Source organism: Burkholderia torrens (assembly GCF_984668525.1).
The window spans coordinates 2,618,921-2,636,737 of sequence record NZ_OZ480212.1; the positions used below are offsets into that span (position 1 = coordinate 2,618,921).

Below are 17,817 nucleotides of genomic sequence, written 5' to 3' on the forward strand. Positions count from 1 at the left end.
GCCGTCACGCCGCCTTGCGTGCGTCCGCGATGCGCTGCGGCGCCTTCGGCCGTGCGTACAGCCGCTCGAGATACGCGCGCAGCTGCGGAAACGGTTCGATCAGATGGCATTCGCTCGCCCAGTCGATCAGGTAGACCGTCACGCAATCGGCCACCGTCAGCGAATCGCCGACGATGAATTCGCGGCCTTCGAGATGCTTGTCGAGGATCGCGGCCATCGTCGTGAAATCCTCGCGCGCCAGTTCGATGTCGGCCGGCGAACGCTTCTCCGGCGGATAGAGGAACGTATGCCGCGTGATCCGCCACAGCGGCTGCTCGAGCTCCGTCACCGCGAACATGACCCACCGATAGGCCTCCGCACGCAGCGCCGGATCGACGGGCAGCAGCGCCTTCTCCGGATACTTGTCGGCGAGATACAGCACGATCGCGGCCGACTCGGGAATCACGAGGTCGCCGTCCACCAGCACGGGCACCTTGCCGGCCGGATTGAGGCGCAGGAATTCGGGCCGCTTGTGCTCGCCCTGGAGCAGGTTGACCGACACGAATTCGAAATCCGCATCGAGTTCCTTCAGCCCCCACAGCGCGCGCTGCGAACGCGTGCCGGCAAAACCGTAAAGCTTCATCGCCAGTCTCCCTCCAGAATGTCGGAACACTATCCGCATGCCGGCCACGGCGCGTCGAAGCATCGATGCGCCGACGCGACGCCCGGCACCACGGGCCGCTCACGCGCCGGGAACCGCCAGCACCGGCATCACGTCGATCGACTCGCCCGGGAACAGCGTGAAATGCGGATGGCCTTCGAACAGCGCGGCCGCCGCATCGTGCGACGCCGCGCGCACGACGGTAAAACCGCTCAGCGCGTTGGACGTGTCCTCGATGCCGCCCGCGTCGATGGTCTTGGTCTTGCCGAGCGGCCCGCCCATCTCGACGATCGCGTCGCGGTGACGGTCGACCCATGCATGCCACGCGGCAATGCCGTCGCGCTCGCGCGTGCGCCGCTCTTCCTCCGGAAGCGCCACCCACGCCTTCATGGCCGGGCTATCCTTGCTCCCGAGAAATACGGCGAGATACAACTGCTGTTGCGCACTCATGCCTTCTCCTCCGATGACGGGCGCGGCGGGCTGCCGCGCCTCGACCTTGACAAGATAGGTTGATATCAACACAATTGCAACATGGCACGCAAAGAAAAGCTTCCTTTCGAATCGACGCTGATGGTGCGCGATTGCTGCCTGTGCCTGCACATGCAGCGCGCGGCACGCAATCTTGCGCGCATCTTCGACGATGTGCTGCGCCCGCTCGACCTCACCAACGGCCAGTTTTCGCTGCTGATGTCGCTGAACCGGCCGCAACCGGCGCCGATGAAATCGGTCGCGTCGCTGCTCGCGATGGACCGCACCACGCTCACGGCCGCGCTCAAGCCGCTCGAGCGGCGCGGCCTCGTCACGATCGCGCAGGACCCGGACGACCGGCGCAGCCGCCTGCTCGAACTGACACCGGCCGGCCACGACCTGCTCGCCGAAGCATTCCCGCTGTGGCAGCAGACACATGCTGACATCGAGCGTCCGTTCGCGCCCGGCGAAGTCGATCAGTTGCGCGGCCAGTTGCGCGCGCTGTCGGTCGATCCGGCCGCACGCGGCTGAGCCGGTGCGCGGCCGGCCGCGTGCCTCCTGCCATTCCTTGTCAGTTGTGATCGTACGAATCCGTCGCGGCGCCCGATTCGGTGGCAATATCGCTCGGCACGACAACCGATCCGGTATTCACAAGGAGGAGCGAGCATGAGCAGCAACGAGAAAGGCGCGGTTTTCCGGTCGCTACACCGCGCGGGCCAGCCGCTGGCGCTATTCAACGTGTGGGACGCCGGCAGCGCGCGCACGGTGGCCGACGCCGGCGCCGTCGCGCTGGCGACGGGCAGCTGGTCGGTCGCGGTCGCGAACGGTTTCGCCGACGGCGAGCAGATGCCGCGCGCGCTGATGATGGAGGTGCTCGAGCGGATCACGCGCGCGACGGACCTGCCCGTCACCGTCGATCTCGAAAGCGGATACGGCGAGCGGCCGGACGATGTCGGCGACACGATCACGCTGAGCATCCAGGCCGGCGCGATCGGCTGCAATCTCGAAGACAGCGTTCCGGCGACGGGCGCACTGCGCGATACCGAAGAAGCCGCGGCCCGTATCGCGGCGGCACGGCAGGCGGCCGATCGCGCAGGCGCCGATTACTTCATCAACGCGCGCACCGACGTATTCTTCGTTGCAACCGCCGATTCGCATGACGAACGATTGCTCGACGCGACGCTCGCTCGCGCTCGCGCGTATGCGGCCGCCGGCGCCGACGGCCTCTTCGTGCCGGGCCTGCGGTCGCCGGCGCTCATCCGCGCGCTGACGGCCGCGTCGCCGCTGCCCGTGAACGTGATGCGCGTGTCGGAAACGCCTACGCTTGCCGAACTCGCCGACTACGGCGTGGCGCGCATCAGCCACGGGCCGTATCCGTACCTGCAGGCGATGAAGACGCTGGCGTCGATGGTCAAGCAAGGTAGCTAGGGACGGCCGCGCGTCGCGTGCGCATCACCCGATTACATCCCATGTAATTGGCGCGCGACGCGCACGCTCCTACGCTTCGGATGTCGCGCCGCCATTCCGGCGGCGCTCATCATCCGGGAAACATCATGTCCGCCTATCCGCTTCATACGATCGATTCCGCGCCGGCCGAATCGAAGCCCGTTCTCCAGCAACTCCAGCAAGCCTTCGGCATCGTCCCGAACATCGCGGCGGCGATGGCCGCGTCGCCGGTGCTGATCAACGGCTTCATCGGCCTGTTCGAGCGCGTGCACGCGAGCAGCCTCACCGAGCCGCAGATCCAGACGCTGCTGCTCACCAACGCGGTCACGAACGCGAGCGAATGGCCGGTCGCGTTCCACACCGCGCTCGCGCTGAAACAGGGCGTGGCGCCCGCCGACGTCGACGCGATCCGGCGCGGCGACCTGCCCGCCGACGCAAAACTGGCCGCGCTGTCGGCCATCGCACGCACGCTGATCGACACGCGCGGCCGCATCGCCGAGGTGGACCGGCAGTCGTTCCTCGACGCCGGATTCAGTGCCGAGCAGTTGCTGGAAGTGATCGCGGTCGTCGCCGCCTCGACGATCACGAACTACGTCGGCAGCGTCGCGCGGCCCGCGCTCGAAGCGCCGTTCGACGCATTCGCGTGGCATGCGCGGGCCGCGTGAGTCCGATATAGTCGTTCGCGTCGATCACGGAACGACCAGGGACATCCGATGAACGCCACCCGCCGCGATCCGGACTCGCCGCCGCACGAACTGGGCCGGTTGCTGCGCTACTGGCGCGACGTGCGCGGTGTGAGCCAGCTCGACCTGTCGCTCGACGCCGGCATCTCGCAGCGCCAGATCAGCTTCATCGAAAGCGGGCGCAGCGTGCCGGGCCGCGATACGCTGCTGACGCTCGCACAGACGCTCGACGTGCCCCTGCGCGAGCGCAACGCGCTGCTGCTCGCGGCCGGCTATGCACCGGTGTATTCGGAAGCACCGTGGGACGCGCAGGAGATGCACGGCGTGATTCGCGCGCTCGAACGCGTCGTGCGCCAGCACGAGCCGTTCCCGGCGATCGTGATGGACCGTCACTGGAACGTGCTGATGACCAACGATGCGGCACCGCGCTTTTTCGGCTGCTTCATCGACATGGCGGCACGCGAAGGCCCGCGCAACCTGCTGCGCCTGATGTTCGATCCGCTCGGCATGCAGCCGTTCGTCGCCGACTGGGGCACCGCGTCGCGCAGCCTGCTGCAGCGTGTGCATCGCGAATCGGTCGGCCGCGTGATCGACGACGAAACCCGGCAGCTGCTCGACGACCTGCTCGCCTGCCCCGCTACCCCGCGCGACTGGAAGACGCCGCCGGCGCCGGCCGCCGCGCCGTCGCTGCCGGTCGTCCCGATCGGCTTCATCCACGAAGGCGTCGTGCTGCGTTACTTCTCGTTGATCACGACGGTCGGTACGCCGCAAAGCGCGGCCGCGCAGGAACTGCGCATGGAGTGCATGTTTCCGGCCGACGACGCGACCGACGCGCGCCACCGGCAGTTGCTCGACGCGCACGCGCCGGTGCGCTGAGCGGCGGGCCGGGCATCGCCCGCCCGCCACGTTCAGGACGCCTTGATGAAATCGACGAATGCGCGCAGGGCCGGCGGCACGAGGCGGTGCCCCGGATAATAGAGAAACGGACCTGAAAACGGCCGCCACCACGGTTCGAGCACAGGTTCGAGCACACCGCTCTCCAGGTGCGGGCGCAGCCAGTCTTCGAACAGATACACGATACCCGTACCGGCGATCGCCGCATCGACCAGCAACTCCGTCGCCCCGCCGATCTGCACCAGCAGCGGCCCGGCGGCCGGCTCGATCCGCACGACCTCGCCGTCGCGCTCGTATTCCCACGCCGGCATCACGCCGCTCGCGAAGCGCCCACGCAGGCACCGATGATCGAGCAGGTCGCGCGGATGCCGCGGCCGGCCATGGCGGTCGAGATAGCCGGGAGCCGCCGCGGTCGCGAACCGCTGGATGCGCGGGCCGATCGGCACCGCGATCATGTCCTGTTCGAGCCGATCGTCGTAGCGGATGCCCGCGTCGCATCCGGCCGCCAGCACGTCGACGAAATTTTCGTCGGCGATCACTTCCAGACGGATTTCCGGGTACGCATCGAGGAAGCGCGGCACGATCGCGGGCAGCACGAGCCGCGACGCGCTGAGCGGCACATTGAGCTTCAGCGTGCCCGTCGGCCGGCCCCGGAATTCGCCGATGCCGTCGAGCGCCGCCGCCACTTCGGTCAACGCGGGGCCGAGACGCGCGAGCAGACGCTCGCCGGCTTCGGTCGGCACGACGCTGCGCGTCGTGCGGTGCAGCAGCCGGACGCCGAGCCGGGCCTCCAGCCGGCGCACGGCCTCGCTCAGCCCCGACGCACTGAGGCCCGTCACGCGGGCGGCGTCGCGGAACCCGCCGGCGCGCGCGACAGCCATGAACGCATTCAGATCACCCAGATCGGCTTGCATTGTTCGCCTTTTCGTACAACCCGTGCGGATTATGACGGCTTATCGCGCAGATGACTCGTCCCTATGCTGAACGTATTCATTCATCTCTTCGACAGGAGTACGGTCATGCCCGATATTCGCCATACCGCCACCTTCAAGCTTGGCGATCGCCGCGTCAAACGGATCGGCTACGGCGCGATGCAGCTCGCGGGCCCCGGTGTATTCGGCCCGCCCAAAGATCGAGAAGCAGCATTGAACGTCCTGCGCGAAGCCGTCGAATCCGGCGTCGACCATATCGACACCAGCGACTTCTACGGCCCGCACGTCACCAACCGGCTGATCCGCGACGCGCTGCATCCGTATCGCGACGATCTCGTGATCGTCACGAAGATCGGCGCGCGCCGCGGCGACGACGCATCGTGGCTGCCCGCGTTCGCGTCCGACGAACTCGAACGGGCCGTGCACGACAACCTGCACAACCTGGGGCTCGATGTGCTCGACGTCGTCAACCTGCGCATCATGTTCGACCCGCACGGGCCGGCCGAAGGATCGATCGAAGCGCCGCTGGCCACGCTCGCCGAGCTGCAGCGGCGCGGGCTCGTCCGGCACATCGGCCTGAGCAACGTCACGCCCGCGCAGGTCGCGCAAGGCCGGCGGATCTGCGACATCGTCTGCGTGCAGAATCACTACAACGTCGCGCACCGCGGCGACGATGCGCTGATCGACGCGCTTGCCCGTGACGGCATCGCGTACGTGCCGTACTTTCCGCTCGGCGGCTTCTCGCCGCTGCAGTCGTCGACGCTGTCCGGCGTGGCGGCCCGTACCGGCGCGACGCCGATGCAGGTCGCCCTTGCGTGGCTGCTGCGCCGCGCGCCGAACCTGCTGCTGATTCCCGGCACGTCGTCGGTCGCACATCTGCGCGAGAATCTCGCGGCAGCCGACCTCGACCTGCCGGCAGACGCGCTCGCGGAACTCGACCGCATCGCGGGCGCCGACGCCGCCTGACGCGCGGACGATCGCAGGCCCGACGGCCCGCGCCACGCGTGCCGCTCGGCCGGTCAGGACGCGACCACGCCAACCCGCTTCGGCACGCCGGTCACGATCGTCGCGACCGCGACGGCCAGCACGACGGCGGCGCCGACGAACACGCCGGCCGCGCCGTTCGCGTCGAACACGACGCCGCCGGCCGCCGCGCCCGTCGCGATCGCCAGCTGGATCGCCGCGACGATCAGCCCGCCCGCGCTCTCCGCTTCATCGGGCACGGTACGCGTGACCCACGTCGACCACGCGACGGGCACGCCGCCGAACGCCATGCCCCACAACGCGACGAGCACCGCGTCGATCATCGGCGCGCGGCCGAGCGCGACGAGCGCGATGCCGAGCACGACCATCAACGCGGGCATGCCGATCAGCATCGGCCGCAGCCGGTGTTCGAGCACGCGGCCGGCCAGCGACGTGCCGACGAAGTTCGCGATGCCGTAGCCGAGCAGGATCGCCGACAGCCCGTTCACGCCGACACCGGCCACCTGCTCGAGGAACGGCCGCAGATACGTGAAGAACGCGAAATGCCCGGTGAACACGAGGATCGTCGCGAACATCCCGAGGCCGACGGTCGGCCGGCGCAGCACGTCGATCAGCGTGCGCAGCCGCGTCGTGCCGCTCGGCGGCATCGACGGCAGCGTGAGGATCTGCGACACGAACGCGATGCCGCCCAGCAGGGCCGCGATCAGGAACACGTTGCGCCAGCCGATCAGGTGGCCGAAGTAGCTGCCCATCGGCGCGGACGCGATCGTCGCGACGGCCACGCCGCTGAAGATGATCGACAGCGCACGCGGCACCATCGCCGTCGGCACGAGCCGCATCGCGGTGGCCGTCGCCATCGTCCAGAAGCCGCCGAGCGCGATGCCGAGCACGACGCGGCCGACCAGCAGCATGGCCAGGTTCGGCGCGAACGCGACCGCCAGGTTCGACGCGACGAGCAGCACCGAGAACACGAGCAGCACGCGCCGCCGGTCGATCGTGCGCGTCAGCGCCGAGATCAGCAGGCTCGTGACGAGCGCGACCGTCGCGGTGGCCGTGACGGCCTGCCCGGCCACGCCTTCGGTCACGCCGAGGCTGTCGGCCATCGGCGTGAGCAAGCTCGCCGGCAGGAATTCAGCCGTGACGAGCCCGAACACGCCGAGCGTCATCGCGAATACCGCGCCCCAGGCCGGTTCGCGGGGGGCCGCCGTCGAGGCGGCCGAGGAGATTCCGGGATTCATGCGGGGTTCCGTGTCGGTTAGGGAAAGTACTGATGAGGGCGTATCGTAAGGAACCACGTCAGGACGGTCTATGACATACAATCCGTCGTTATTGATCGTTCGTCCGAATCTCGCTATGTCCGAGCCACTTCTGCCCCCGATTCCCGACACGCACGACCTCGTCAGCGAGTTGTTGCTGGGGATGCGCCTGAGCGGCGTCCAGTACCGCCGCATCCAGGTCGCACGGCCGTTCGGGCTGAATTTCGGCCACGGGACGGGCCGCGCGCAGTTCCATTTCATCGTGCGCGGGCCCGTGCTGCTGCGCGCCGCGTCGGGCGACACGATGCGGCTCGAGGCCGGCGACGCGATCCTGTTGCCGCACGGCGGCATGCACGCGCTGGTGTCCGATCCGGATGTGCCGTGCCGCGAGATCAACGGCTTCGAGATCGCGAAGATCTGCGATACGGTCGCGTCGGTGGCATCGGCCGGCGCGTCGCCGGCCGGTTGCGCGACGACCGAACCGGGCGCCGGCGATGCGCTGATCTTCAGCGCGTGCATGGAACTCGATCTCGGCGGCATGCAGCCGCTGGTCGGCACGATGCCGGAGTTCATGCACGTCGGCACGCTGCTTGCGCGCTACCCGGAAATCCGCCCGATGCTCGACGCGATGGAGCGCGAAGCGTGCACGGCGCGCGCGGGCTTCGCGGGCATCCTCGCACGGCTCGCGGATGTGGTCGCGGCATTCATCGTGCGCGGCTGGGTCGAATGCGGATGCGGCGACGCGACGGGCTGGGTGCAGGCGCTGCGCGAGCCGAAGCTCGGCCGCGCGATCGTCGCGCTGCATCGCGACCCGGGCCGCAACTGGAGCGTCGCGGAACTCGCGACCGAAGCGGGCGTATCGCGCTCGGTGTTCGCCGAACGGTTTCTCGCGGCGACCGGCATGACGCCCGTACGCTACCTGACCGAGCTGCGGATGCGGCTCGCCGCGCAGTGGATCGCGCGCGACCACGAGACGATCGAAGCCGTCGCGTACCGGCTCGGCTACGGTTCGCTGGCCGCGTTCAGCCGCGCGTTCAAGCGCGTGGTCGGCAAGCCGCCGGGCGCGGTGCGCGCGGATGGCGAGGTGCGCGCCGAAGCGTAACGCCCGGCGCTCCTTCAGCGCTCAACGGCCGCTGTGTGCCTCGAGCGCGTCGACCAGCGCCGTTGCGCACTGCACGGCGAGCGCCGCGCACTGTTGCGCGTTCACGGCAGCACCGGTAGCGACCGTGCCCTGCACGATCCGGCCCAGCAATTCCTTCGAGAGTTCGGCGATCTCGTGATCCCGTTCCGTCATGATGTCCTCCTGCACGTCGGCCGGTTCCGGCCATTCGCCCGTGCGTAGCGAATGCCGTGCCCGCGCCGTTCAACGCCCGCTCAACGCCCGTTCGCGCGCACGACGATCTGCGCCTGCGTGTCGCGTTCGATGCGCTCGAGCGACGCGCGCAGCGCGGTGAATTCGTCGGCCGTACACACCTGGCGGCCGAAATCCGCCTTCATCCGCCGCGTGACCTGCACGACGCGCGCAGCCGCGTCGAACACGTAATGCGACGTGAAGTCGACGAAGCGGTCGTGCACGGCGGCGTCGGCCGGCAGGTCGGTCACGACGACACCGGCCGGCAGCGCGATCTGGCCGGTCTCGTCGAACGTGCCGCCCAGGCAGCCCCACGGTTGCGTGCGCACGGGCTCGGCCAGCCAGCCCTCGACCTGCGTCGCGATCCCGCCCGTGAGGCTCGACAGCGCAGGCAGCGCGGTCGTGCCGTCGGGCCACACAAAATGATCGAGCGTGCCGGCGACCGTCACGTCGAACGGCCCGTCGGTCACGCGCCGGTCGCTGGTCGACAGTTGCGCGCGGCCGCGCAAACCGCTTTGCCGCAGGCGTTCGGTCGCAAGCTGCTCGATGCGGTCGTGCGGTGCGCGGCGAAACAGGTTGCGTTCGAGTTCGGCCGTCCAGCCGCTGTCCTCGACGTACGCATGAAAACGCGCGGCGCCCGGCTGCGCGGCGTCGATCTCGACCCGCGCGATGCGGCCGCGCGGCTGCGTGGCCGGCGTGCGCGACAGCACGCCCGTGTCGACCAGCAGCGCCGGGCGATCCATCACGATCGGCGGCAGGTAGCCGAACGCGATGCCGGCCGTCGTCGTATCCGCGTATAGCGCGAGATCGGGCAGCCACGTGATCGCATGATTGATCGCACCGCCGCCGTAACCGGGCACCGACGGCAGCGTGTACACGGAGCCGAGATTGATCAGCACCGGTTCGCTGCGGATGCCGACCGCCGCGAGCAGCGCGCCGAACAGCGCGACATGGTCCTTGCAGTCGCCGTAGCGGTTGCGCAGGATGTCCGTCGCGCGATGCGGCGCGGCAGCCGTTTCGCCGAGGAACAGCCCGACGTAGCGCACGTTCGCCTGCACCCAGTCGTACAGGATGCGCGCCTTGTCGCGCGGATCGGCGGCATCGGCGGTGAGCGCGCGCGCCAGTTGCACGACGGCCGGATCGCTCACGCTCGGGTCGACGGCCGCGTTGCGGTAGCGCGCGGCGAATGCGGCATAGTCGGACAGCGTCGAGACGACGAGCCGGTCGCCGTAGGTCGGGTAGCCCACCGCGCCGCTCTCGATTCGGTCGTACGGGCCGTGCCGGTAGTCGAATTCATAGCGCGTGCGGCCGTTCGCCGTGACCGGCGGCAGCGCGACGTAGCCGCGCGCATCCGCATGCAGCGGCATGTCGGCCGGTACGTCGAAGATCAGCCGCTGGCTGTCGACGGGCTCGCGCGACGGCTCGACGTAGTAGCCGAAGTAGCCGCGGTTGACGGGCTTCGTGCGCGTCTTGCGGAACGCCACGCGCGTGCTCGACCCGGCTTCGACGCCGGGAAACACGACGGTGCGCAACAGCCCGTCCTGGAACGTCGGCGCGCCGGCCGAGCGCGGCTCCTGCACGTCGCGGATGCCGTCCGCGCCGACCGGATGCGCGACGCCGTCGCGATCGATCGTCTCGGCCGCGAGCAGGTCGACCTTCTCGAGATTCTTGTCGAACCACACGTAGCGCTGCGCGACGGCGTCGATGCCGTTCGCGTTGTTCGCGCGCAGCGTCGAATCGTCGTGCTCGTCGAGCGAGCCGTCGTGCTGGATCACGAATTCGTGGACATCGCTGACGAGCGTGACGGGCGCTTCGTCGCCCGCATCGACCGTGTCGGCCGCATCGACCGTGTCGGCCGCGGTCGGCCGCACGGCCGCAACAACGCCGAATGCAACGGCGCACGCAAACGCAAATCCGGCCGATCGGGAAAGAAAACGCACCACGTCGCACTCGTCTCGGAACACGGCGGCAACACACCGGCACGGACGATCCGCGCCGCGCGACGCTCACGCGAGCCAGTCGCGCACCGCCTTGCAGCCCAGTGTGGGTGACGCATCGGCGAGCGTCAAGCCACGCGCGATCGACGGCCTGGCGCAACCTATAATCAAGACAGGCACGCATTGCATGCGCGACCTCGCCAGGACAAGCGCCGTCTCGACGAACACGGCGCGCCCGACATGGGCAAGGAGGTATCATGGCGGTGATCAACAGCGATTTCGAAACCGGCTTCCTCGTGCTGCTGTTCACGCTGCTGGGCGTGATCCTGTTCGGCGCGCTGCTGACGAAGCTGCATCTCGAACGGTGGCACCCGAGACTCATCGGCGCCGCGATCGGCGCGCTGATCGGTCTCCTGCTGGTCGAAGCCGTGCCGATGCTGACGTGACGGCGATCCGTCATTCGCACGGGGTCGGAAACGATCGCCGCGCCGAACGCGCCACGCCGCATGCGCTGGCCAGGCGCTTCATCGCGACGCCGCTCGCCGGCGTCGCGATGCCCGCCGGCTGACGGCCGGTTGCGCATTTCCCGTCCCTACCGTGCCGGAGGCAACATGGGAAACGGTATCGTCCAGACCTTCGTACTGCTCGCGGTCCTCGTGTTCGCGGTGCTGTTCTTCTCGATCCAGCGCAGCCGCGACCGCACGCGCGACCGGCTGATCCACCGCGCCTCGCGGCGCTCGGCGCGCTCGCATCCGCACCACCGCCCGTGATCGCGCGGGCTCGGCACGCACCCGGCAATTCGTCGGTCGAATCGAGCGATGCCCGCGTGGCGACGCGGGCATCCGGCTGACGTCGAGAATTACTGCTGCACGAGTTCGACGCGGCGGTTCTGTGCGCGGCCCGCGTCGTCGGCATTGGACGCGACCGGCGACAGCGATGCGACACCCTTCGCGACCAGGCGTGCCGGCGCGACGCGGTACGTCGTCGCGAGCGCCTGCGTGACGGCCTCCGCGCGCTTCTTCTGCGACAGGTCGACGTTGTGCGCGAGCTGCCCCTGGTTGTCGGTGTGCCCGACGATGTAGACCTTCAGCGCCGGGTTCGCGGCCAGCAGCTTCGCCATCTCGTCGAGCTGCGCCTTCGACTCGGGCTTCACCTGCGCCTTGTCGGTATCGAAGTAGATGCCGTACAGCGCGATCTTGCCCGTCGCGGCCAGCCCCTTCTTCAGCGCACCAGCATCGAGCACCTTCACCTGCCCCGTCTGCATCGGCTTCACCTCCACGACTTCCTCGTAGACGAGCGTGCGCTTGTTCGATGCCGAATCGTCCATCACGTGAACGAACACGTACGCATCGCCCGACGCGCGCGGCAGCTTCGCGAGGATCGTCATCGATCCACGACGTCGCTTCGCCCGCACCGCTACCCGACGTTCATCGGCAGCAGCACCATCTGCTTGCCCTCGACATGCAGCCGCGCCTGCAGCTCGACCGGCGTCTGGTTGTGCAGCCACGCGGTCAGGAAGTTCACGCGCCGGAAGATCAGCTTGCTCGCGAAGCACACCGCGTTCGGATAGTCGTCGAGCGTCGACGACGCGAGGTTCATGAACTCGACGATGGGGTTCGTGCCGAATGCGATCCGGTAGTCGGCCGCGATGCCGTGGCGCCGACAGTGCGCGACGTAGTAGTCGAGCGACTCGGTGATCGTGTGACGCAGCCGTTCGAGATGTTCGTGCCCGTCGTACGCCTTCGCATCGACTTCACCGACCGCGAGGAAGATCACATTGCGGAAGTGGCCGGGAAACAGCCGGTTGACCCACAGCAGCGCATGCATGCTCGCACCGCGATGCTTGCCGACCAGCAGCACGGCCGTCGGCTGCGACGGATCGGGCTTGCCCGGCGCGGTGGCCTCGTCCACTTCCGGCGGCTTCCCGGAGAACAGCGCGTCCTCCTTCGCGAGCTGCGTGCGCGTCTCCGCATAGTGGCGGTTGATCATGAAGCACAGCGCGATCACCGCGCTCGTCACGAGCACCGTGAGCCAGCCGCCCGCCGTGAACTTCTCGACCAGCGTGATGACGAGCACCGTCGCCGTCACGCTCAGCCCGAGCGCGGACAGAAAGAAATGCTTGAACCAGCCGCGCTCGCTGCGGTGGCGCCACCAGTACGTGCACAGCCCGAGCAGCGACATGCTGAACGTGAGGAACACGTTGATGCTGTATAGCACGACGAGCACGTCGACGTTGCCGTGCGTCCACAGCAGGATCAACAGGCTCGACAGGCCGACGACGATGATGCCGTTCTGCCGCACGAGGCGTGTCGACAGATCGCGGAAATGGCGCGGCACCCACGAATCCGACGCCATGTTCGACAGCACGGCCGGGCCGTCGAGGAAGCCCGTCTGCGCGCCGACCAGCAGCAGCCCCGCCTCGAACGCGAGCACGGCCGCGAGCAGCGCGTGGCGCGCGAACGCCGAACCGAGCCCGAGCTGGTCGATCACGCTGCCGAACACGACCGCGTTGAGCGTCTCGCCCTCGACGGGCCGCGCGTGCCACAGCATGTACAGCAGGATGATGCCGCCGGCCGTGAACGCGAGCGACGTCGACATGTACCACATCGTCACCTTGCCGTTCGGCACGCGCGGATCGGCGAGCATGTTCACGTTGTTCGATACGGCCTCGAGGCCCGTATAGGTGCCGCCGCCGAGCGAGAACGCGCGCATCAGCAACGCGAGCATCACGAACAGGCCGAGCGACTGCGACATCCCGCGCGCCTCGTGCACGGCGTCGGGCACGACCATCGCGAGGCTGCTGCCGTGCACGGCGACGCCATACACGATCAGCCCGAAGTGCAGGATCACGAAGCCGATGAAGATCGGCAGCAGCACCATGATCGACTCGCGCATCCCGCGGAAGTTGAGCCCAGTCATCATCAGGATCAGCACGATTTCGGTCGCGAGCTTGAACGCCTGCGCACTCACCGGAAGCAGGCTGAAGAACGCGTCGACGCCGCTCGCGAGCGACGTCGCGACCGTCAGCACGTAGTCGACCAGCAGCGCGGCGCCCGATACCAGACCCGGCTTCGACCCGAGCAGCGAGGTCGCGACGCGGTAGCCGCCACCGCCCGTCGGGAACAGCTCGATCACCTGGTTGTAGCCGATCGCGATGATGAACACGGTGGCGGCCGTCGCCAGCGCGAGGAACAGCGCGAGCGCATGGTGCTGGCCGAGCGCGAGAAACGCCTCTTCCGGGCCGTAGCACGACGACGACAACCCGTCGGCACCGAGCCCGACCCAGGCCAGCAGCGGCGTCACGGCAATCGCATGCCGCGTGCGCGGATCGAGCGGATCCAGCGGCTTGCCGACCAGCAGCTGCCACACCTTCTGGAATGCGGTCATGGTCCCCTCCCGGAGCGCCGGGCGCCACGCGCGGCGTGATCCTTTAAAGCTAATCGACGCACGTGCGCGGCGCCAGTCCGCACATTCCATGAGCCGCGGCCGACGGCACGGCGCCGCTTTCAGCGTGTAAGCGCAAGGCGCCGGCGGCCACGCGCCGGAACGCCCGTTTGAACACGTGCGCGCGAGCCGGCGAACCCGCCGCCGGCCGTGCGTCCCGCCCATCCCGTCCGCCCGAATGCAATCGCTGACCGCGTCCCGGTCGTGCGTTGTTCCCCGCAGTTCGTCTTTTGTGCGCGCGCAACAATGGCGATGCCTCGCGCCCGGCGCCCTGTGGGCAACCCGATTCCCCGCATGGCACCGGGCGCGATGGTCGTCAAAAACCACATCTCACGAGGACATACCATGCAACTCCAATCCCATCCGGCGTGCCGCCCGTTTTACGAAGCCGGCGAACTGTCGCAACTGACCGCCTTTTACGAAGAAGGCCGTAATGTCATGTGGATGATGCTGCGATCGGAGCCGCGGCCGTGCTTCAACCAACAACTCGTTACCGACATCATCCATCTCGCGCGCGTCGCACGCGACTCGGGCCTCACGTTCGACTTCTGGGTGACGGGCTCGCTCGTCCCCGAGCTGTTCAACGTCGGCGGCGACCTGAGCTTCTTCGTCGACGCGATCCGCAGCGGCCGGCGCGACCAGTTGATGGCCTACGCGCGCTCGTGCATCGACGGCGTGTACGAGATCTACACGGGCTTCGGCACCGGTGCGATCTCGATCGCGATGGTCGAAGGCAGCGCGCTCGGCGGCGGCTTCGAGGCCGCGCTCGCGCATCACTACGTGCTCGCGCAGAAGGGCGTGAAACTCGGGTTCCCCGAGATCGCGTTCAACCTGTTCCCGGGCATGGGCGGCTATTCGCTGGTCGCGCGCAAGACGAACCGCGGCCTCGCGGAATCGCTGATCGCGACCGGCGAAGCGCATGCGGCCGAGTGGTACGAAGACCAGGGGCTGATCGACGAGACGTTCGACGCCGGTGATGCGTATCTGGCGACGCGCACCTTCATCGACGTGGCGAAGCCCAAGCTGAACGGCATCCGCGCGATGCTGCGCGCCCGCGAGCGGGTGTTCCAGCTGTCGCGCTCGGAGCTGATGGACATCACGGAAGCGTGGGTGCATGCGGCGTTCACGATCGAGCCGAAGGACCTCGCCTACATGGAACGCCTGGTGATGCTGCAGAACCGGCGCGTGTCGAAGCTGCGCACGGTGTAATGCGACGGGCGCCGCCGATGGCCGGCGGCGCCTTTTTCCGGAACGACGCTCAGGCGATCAGCCTGAGCTTCCTCGTCTCCGCGAGCCAAGCCTCGAACGCCTGCGCCGGCATCGGCCGCGCGTAGTAGTAGCCCTGCGCGTGATCGACGTCGAGCTGCTTGAGGAAATCGGCTTCCGCATGCGTTTCGACGCCTTCGGCGATCACCGCGAAATTCAGCGCCTTCGCGAGCGACACGACCGAGCGCACCAGCGCCTGCGAGCGCGGATTGCGGTCGATGCCCGTGATGAAGGTGCGGTCGAGCTTGATCGCGTCGAGCGGCAGGCGCGACAGCTGCGACAGCGACGAATAGCCGGTGCCGAAATCGTCGAGGTGGATCTCCGCGCCGAGCTGGCGGAACTGCCGCATCAGCCCGATCGCCGCCTCCTCGTCCTCGATGAAACAGCTCTCGGTCAGCTCGATGTCGAGCAGGCCCGGCTTCAGCCCCGCGCCGTCGAGAATCGATGCGAACTGGTTGACGATGTTCATGTCCTGCAGTTGCCGCGCGGACAGGTTCACCGCGATCCGGATGCCGAACCCCTTCGCCTTCCACGCGGCAGCCTGCGCGGCCGCGGTACGCATCACCCAGCGCCCGAGCGGCGCGATCAGCCCCGACTCTTCCGCGAAACGGATGAACTCGATCGGCGCGACGAGCCCGCGATCGGGCGACTGCCAGCGGATCAGCGCCTCGACGCTATGGACGTCACCCGTCGCGATGTCGACGACCGGCTGGTAGTGCAGCACGAACTGCTCTTCCTCGAGCGCCTTGCGCAAGTTCGTGTCGAGCCACATGTACTTCGCGACCTTCTGGTTCATCTCCAGCGAGAACACGCGGTACGTATGCTTGCCCTCTTCCTTCGCGACGTACATCGCGGTGTCGGCGCTGCGGATCAGCGTCTCGAGCGAATCGCCGTGCTGCGGATACATCGCGATGCCGATCGAGCAGCTCGTGTACACCTCCATCAGCCCGAGGTGGATCGGCGTGCGCATCCGCTCAAGGATGATCTGCGCGGTCGCTTCGAGCAGCGGCCGCGTGCCATGTTCGAACAGCACGAGGAATTCGTCGCCGCCGAGCCGCGAGAGCGTCGCGCCGGAGGGCAGGCAGCCGCTGATGATCGCCGACACGTCCTGCAACAGGCGGTCGCCGGTGATGTGCCCGTAGTGATCGTTGACGCGCTTGAAGTTGTCGAGATCGAGGAACAGGATGCCGACCTGGCCGCGCGCCTGCTCGCTCTCGTGGGCGATCGCCGTATGGATGCGCTCGCTGATCGCGTGGCGGTTCGGCAACCCGGTGAGCACGTCGGTGTTCGCGAGCTCGGTGAGCCGCTGCTGCGCGTGGCGCTCCTCGGTAATGTCGATGCCCGAGCAGATCAGGAACTGCTCTTCGATGCCGCTGCCGCTCTGCACGAACTTGTTGCGGAACTGGAACAGGCGCGGCCCATTGACCGTGTTGATGTAGCGCTCGACCGCGTATGACTGGTTGCTCGCGAAAAAGCCCGTGATGTTGGTGCGCGACTGCGCGCCCTGCTCGGCGCTCATGAACAGCTCGAACGCGCTGCGGCCGATCACGTCGACCTCGCGCTTGCCCGTCACTTCCTCGCACAGGCGGTTGAAGCGCTGCACCATTCCGTTGCGGTCGAGGATCACGACGAGCGAATTCACTTCGGACACGACCTGCTCGGCGAACGCGAGCCCGTGCGAGAGGTCGGCCGCGACGGACACCGTATCGGAATAGGCCGAGGCCGTGCCGGCCCAGTCGGTCGTGTTGACCTTCCTGCCGACGAGATGGAGGCTGACCGGACTGCCGAACAGCGTGATGTCGAGCACGAGGTGCGACGTGACGCCTGTCAGCGCCCGGATGCGCGCGGCCTGCTCGCCCGTCAGCGCAACCGCGACGTTGGTCAGGCCGCGCACGGCGGCCAGCTCGAGCGCATTGCTGTCGCTGCCGAGACGCCAGCAGGGGCTGCGCGTACCGACGTGCGCCTCGAGCACCGCGCTATCGTTTTCGTCATCCATGGAGCGCCCCGATCCAGAAAAAACGCACAGTTTAGACGGAGGAGAAGGCCAACCGCCTTCCCGGGCACGCACAGTGCGCGTGCCCGACAGGGCAGCCGCAATTGCCATGACAGCGGTCCTCGTCCCGTACTTGTTTCCAGCTAATGCGACCCGGCGTTCGCGCGCGATGCGCGCAGGTTCTGCCTAACGAATGATGAGAGCCATCTTATCAAATGACGATGAAGATTGGCACTCACATTTAGAGCGGAGTGTCAAGGAATCGGGACTCGATTGGCAAGCCGGATTTTTCATGATTGGCGGCAGGTAAAAGACCGGCTGCGGCCGTGCGGAACGGTACGGGCGGAATCGGCTGAGCGCCTTTCTGGTCGTACGTTTGCGGTCGGCGCCCATCGATCGGGAAGGGGTGCTCGCGGCGCCGCCCAGACAGGGTCGGATCACGTTCCCGCGTGCCGGCTTTCGGTCATTTTTGATTCCGTTTGTGCGTTAATTCGTTGTTTTATTCCACAGTCCGTTGCAATGT

General features: G+C 67.9%; 19 protein-coding genes. 10 read left to right on the top strand and 9 right to left on the bottom strand.

The genetic code is table 11. From position 1 onward, the window contains the following. Window positions 1-4 precede the first annotated feature (4 nt). Together AC5LXX_RS27990 and AC5LXX_RS27995 are read right to left on the bottom strand one after the other, a co-directional pair. Window positions 5-622 carry a glutathione S-transferase family protein gene (locus AC5LXX_RS27990; protein WP_069749899.1) on the bottom strand — a complete coding sequence of 206 codons (618 nt, stop codon included), beginning with the start codon at window positions 620-622 and terminating at the stop codon, window positions 5-7. 99 nt (window positions 623-721) lie between these two features. Further along, window positions 722-1,090, bottom strand: coding sequence for a hypothetical protein (locus AC5LXX_RS27995; RefSeq protein ID WP_493411852.1), 369 nt, complete (start codon window positions 1,088-1,090; stop codon window positions 722-724). Between the two features lie 81 nt (window positions 1,091-1,171). Between AC5LXX_RS27995 and AC5LXX_RS28000 the strand changes: the two genes are divergently transcribed. The 4 genes from AC5LXX_RS28000 (at window position 1,172) to AC5LXX_RS28015 (ending at window position 4,113) form a co-directional block, all read left to right on the top strand. After that, window positions 1,172-1,639, top strand: coding sequence for a MarR family winged helix-turn-helix transcriptional regulator (locus tag AC5LXX_RS28000; RefSeq protein WP_493411853.1), 468 nt, complete (start codon window positions 1,172-1,174; stop codon window positions 1,637-1,639). Between the two features lie 135 nt (window positions 1,640-1,774). Next, complete coding sequence (locus tag AC5LXX_RS28005) at window positions 1,775-2,536, top strand: isocitrate lyase/PEP mutase family protein (protein ID WP_493411854.1); 762 nt, start codon at window positions 1,775-1,777, stop codon at window positions 2,534-2,536. A 125-nt stretch (window positions 2,537-2,661) separates the two neighbouring features. Then, complete coding sequence (locus AC5LXX_RS28010) at window positions 2,662-3,219, top strand: carboxymuconolactone decarboxylase family protein (protein ID WP_493411855.1); 558 nt, start codon at window positions 2,662-2,664, stop codon at window positions 3,217-3,219. Window positions 3,220-3,267: 48 nt separating this feature from the next. Next, window positions 3,268-4,113: a helix-turn-helix domain-containing protein gene (locus AC5LXX_RS28015; protein WP_493411856.1), complete on the top strand. Its 846-nt coding sequence runs from the start codon at window positions 3,268-3,270 to the stop codon at window positions 4,111-4,113. Window positions 4,114-4,145: 32 nt separating this feature from the next. On the opposite strand, the gene AC5LXX_RS28020 is transcribed toward AC5LXX_RS28015, so the two are convergent. Continuing rightward, window positions 4,146-5,045, bottom strand: coding sequence for a LysR family transcriptional regulator (locus tag AC5LXX_RS28020; RefSeq protein WP_493411857.1), 900 nt, complete (start codon window positions 5,043-5,045; stop codon window positions 4,146-4,148). Window positions 5,046-5,150: 105 nt separating this feature from the next. Here AC5LXX_RS28020 and AC5LXX_RS28025 point away from each other — a divergent pair, with 105 nt between their 5' ends. Then, window positions 5,151-6,029, top strand: coding sequence for an aldo/keto reductase family oxidoreductase (locus AC5LXX_RS28025; RefSeq protein ID WP_493411858.1), 879 nt, complete (start codon window positions 5,151-5,153; stop codon window positions 6,027-6,029). 53 nt (window positions 6,030-6,082) lie between these two features. On the opposite strand, the gene AC5LXX_RS28030 is transcribed toward AC5LXX_RS28025, so the two are convergent. Then, the gene (locus AC5LXX_RS28030; RefSeq protein WP_493411859.1) at window positions 6,083-7,285 is read right to left on the bottom strand and encodes an MFS transporter; all 1,203 of its coding nucleotides are present in this window, start codon (window positions 7,283-7,285) and stop codon (window positions 6,083-6,085) included. Window positions 7,286-7,355: 70 nt separating this feature from the next. Here AC5LXX_RS28030 and AC5LXX_RS28035 point away from each other — a divergent pair, with 70 nt between their 5' ends. Further along, a complete protein-coding gene (locus AC5LXX_RS28035; protein ID WP_493411860.1) occupies window positions 7,356-8,405 on the top strand; it encodes an AraC family transcriptional regulator in 1,050 nt (349 codons plus the stop codon). 21 nt (window positions 8,406-8,426) lie between these two features. Here the strand turns inward: AC5LXX_RS28035 and AC5LXX_RS28040 are convergent, their stop codons facing one another. Both AC5LXX_RS28040 and AC5LXX_RS28045 read right to left on the bottom strand, forming a co-directional pair. Beyond that, entirely contained in the window at window positions 8,427-8,597 is a 171-nt protein-coding gene (locus AC5LXX_RS28040) for a hypothetical protein (RefSeq protein ID WP_185658156.1), read from the bottom strand. Between the two features lie 80 nt (window positions 8,598-8,677). Next, entirely contained in the window at window positions 8,678-10,597 is a 1,920-nt protein-coding gene (locus AC5LXX_RS28045) for a DUF3857 domain-containing transglutaminase family protein (RefSeq protein WP_493411861.1), read from the bottom strand. Window positions 10,598-10,848: 251 nt separating this feature from the next. Here AC5LXX_RS28045 and AC5LXX_RS28050 point away from each other — a divergent pair, with 251 nt between their 5' ends. The 3 genes from AC5LXX_RS28050 to AC5LXX_RS28060 are packed head-to-tail and all read left to right on the top strand — an operon-like array spanning window position 10,849 to window position 11,361. After that, window positions 10,849-11,037 carry a hypothetical protein gene (locus AC5LXX_RS28050; protein WP_493411862.1) on the top strand — a complete coding sequence of 63 codons (189 nt, stop codon included), beginning with the start codon at window positions 10,849-10,851 and terminating at the stop codon, window positions 11,035-11,037. After that, a complete protein-coding gene (locus AC5LXX_RS28055; protein WP_493411863.1) occupies window positions 11,034-11,159 on the top strand; it encodes a hypothetical protein in 126 nt (41 codons plus the stop codon). Before AC5LXX_RS28050 ends, AC5LXX_RS28055 begins: the two co-directional genes overlap by 4 nt. Before the next feature lie 43 nt (window positions 11,160-11,202). Beyond that, complete coding sequence (locus AC5LXX_RS28060; RefSeq protein ID WP_322082286.1) at window positions 11,203-11,361, top strand: hypothetical protein; 159 nt, start codon at window positions 11,203-11,205, stop codon at window positions 11,359-11,361. Between the two features lie 89 nt (window positions 11,362-11,450). Here the strand turns inward: AC5LXX_RS28060 and AC5LXX_RS28065 are convergent, their stop codons facing one another. Both AC5LXX_RS28065 and AC5LXX_RS28070 read right to left on the bottom strand, forming a co-directional pair. After that, window positions 11,451-11,978: an OmpA family protein gene (locus tag AC5LXX_RS28065; protein WP_493411864.1), complete on the bottom strand. Its 528-nt coding sequence runs from the start codon at window positions 11,976-11,978 to the stop codon at window positions 11,451-11,453. A 29-nt stretch (window positions 11,979-12,007) separates the two neighbouring features. Then, complete coding sequence (locus AC5LXX_RS28070; protein WP_493411865.1) at window positions 12,008-13,978, bottom strand: APC family permease; 1,971 nt, start codon at window positions 13,976-13,978, stop codon at window positions 12,008-12,010. A 402-nt stretch (window positions 13,979-14,380) separates the two neighbouring features. Between AC5LXX_RS28070 and AC5LXX_RS28075 the strand changes: the two genes are divergently transcribed. Continuing rightward, window positions 14,381-15,244 (top strand): crotonase/enoyl-CoA hydratase family protein, encoded by an 864-nt coding sequence (locus AC5LXX_RS28075; RefSeq protein ID WP_124451348.1) that lies wholly within the window; start codon window positions 14,381-14,383, stop codon window positions 15,242-15,244. A gap of 49 nt (window positions 15,245-15,293) precedes the next feature. Here AC5LXX_RS28075 and pdeR read toward each other — a convergent pair whose 3' ends face one another. Further along, window positions 15,294-17,297 carry a cyclic di-GMP phosphodiesterase gene (gene pdeR, locus AC5LXX_RS28080; protein WP_493411866.1) on the bottom strand — a complete coding sequence of 668 codons (2,004 nt, stop codon included), beginning with the start codon at window positions 17,295-17,297 and terminating at the stop codon, window positions 15,294-15,296. Window positions 17,298-17,817 lie beyond the last annotated feature (520 nt).

Bases quoted from the DNA above. Each gene is read 5' to 3' on its own strand.
- AC5LXX_RS27990 (WP_069749899.1), bottom strand. From the start codon at position 622: ATGAAGCTTTACGGTTTTGCCGGCACGCGTTCGCAGCGCGCGCTGTGG.
- AC5LXX_RS27995 (WP_493411852.1), bottom strand. From the start codon at position 1,090: ATGAGTGCGCAACAGCAGTTGTATCTCGCCGTATTTCTCGGGAGCAAG.
- AC5LXX_RS28000 (WP_493411853.1), top strand. From the start codon at position 1,172: ATGGCACGCAAAGAAAAGCTTCCTTTCGAATCGACGCTGATGGTGCGC.
- AC5LXX_RS28005 (WP_493411854.1), top strand. From the start codon at position 1,775: ATGAGCAGCAACGAGAAAGGCGCGGTTTTCCGGTCGCTACACCGCGCG.
- AC5LXX_RS28010 (WP_493411855.1), top strand. From the start codon at position 2,662: ATGTCCGCCTATCCGCTTCATACGATCGATTCCGCGCCGGCCGAATCG.
- AC5LXX_RS28015 (WP_493411856.1), top strand. From the start codon at position 3,268: ATGAACGCCACCCGCCGCGATCCGGACTCGCCGCCGCACGAACTGGGC.
- AC5LXX_RS28020 (WP_493411857.1), bottom strand. From the start codon at position 5,045: ATGCAAGCCGATCTGGGTGATCTGAATGCGTTCATGGCTGTCGCGCGC.
- AC5LXX_RS28025 (WP_493411858.1), top strand. From the start codon at position 5,151: ATGCCCGATATTCGCCATACCGCCACCTTCAAGCTTGGCGATCGCCGC.
- AC5LXX_RS28030 (WP_493411859.1), bottom strand. From the start codon at position 7,285: ATGAATCCCGGAATCTCCTCGGCCGCCTCGACGGCGGCCCCCCGCGAA.
- AC5LXX_RS28035 (WP_493411860.1), top strand. From the start codon at position 7,356: ATGACATACAATCCGTCGTTATTGATCGTTCGTCCGAATCTCGCTATG.
- AC5LXX_RS28040 (WP_185658156.1), bottom strand. From the start codon at position 8,597: ATGACGGAACGGGATCACGAGATCGCCGAACTCTCGAAGGAATTGCTG.
- AC5LXX_RS28050 (WP_493411862.1), top strand. From the start codon at position 10,849: ATGGCGGTGATCAACAGCGATTTCGAAACCGGCTTCCTCGTGCTGCTG.
- AC5LXX_RS28060 (WP_322082286.1), top strand. From the start codon at position 11,203: ATGGGAAACGGTATCGTCCAGACCTTCGTACTGCTCGCGGTCCTCGTG.
- AC5LXX_RS28065 (WP_493411864.1), bottom strand. From the start codon at position 11,978: ATGACGATCCTCGCGAAGCTGCCGCGCGCGTCGGGCGATGCGTACGTG.
- AC5LXX_RS28070 (WP_493411865.1), bottom strand. From the start codon at position 13,978: ATGACCGCATTCCAGAAGGTGTGGCAGCTGCTGGTCGGCAAGCCGCTG.
- AC5LXX_RS28075 (WP_124451348.1), top strand. From the start codon at position 14,381: ATGCAACTCCAATCCCATCCGGCGTGCCGCCCGTTTTACGAAGCCGGC.
- pdeR (WP_493411866.1), bottom strand. From the start codon at position 17,297: ATGGATGACGAAAACGATAGCGCGGTGCTCGAGGCGCACGTCGGTACG.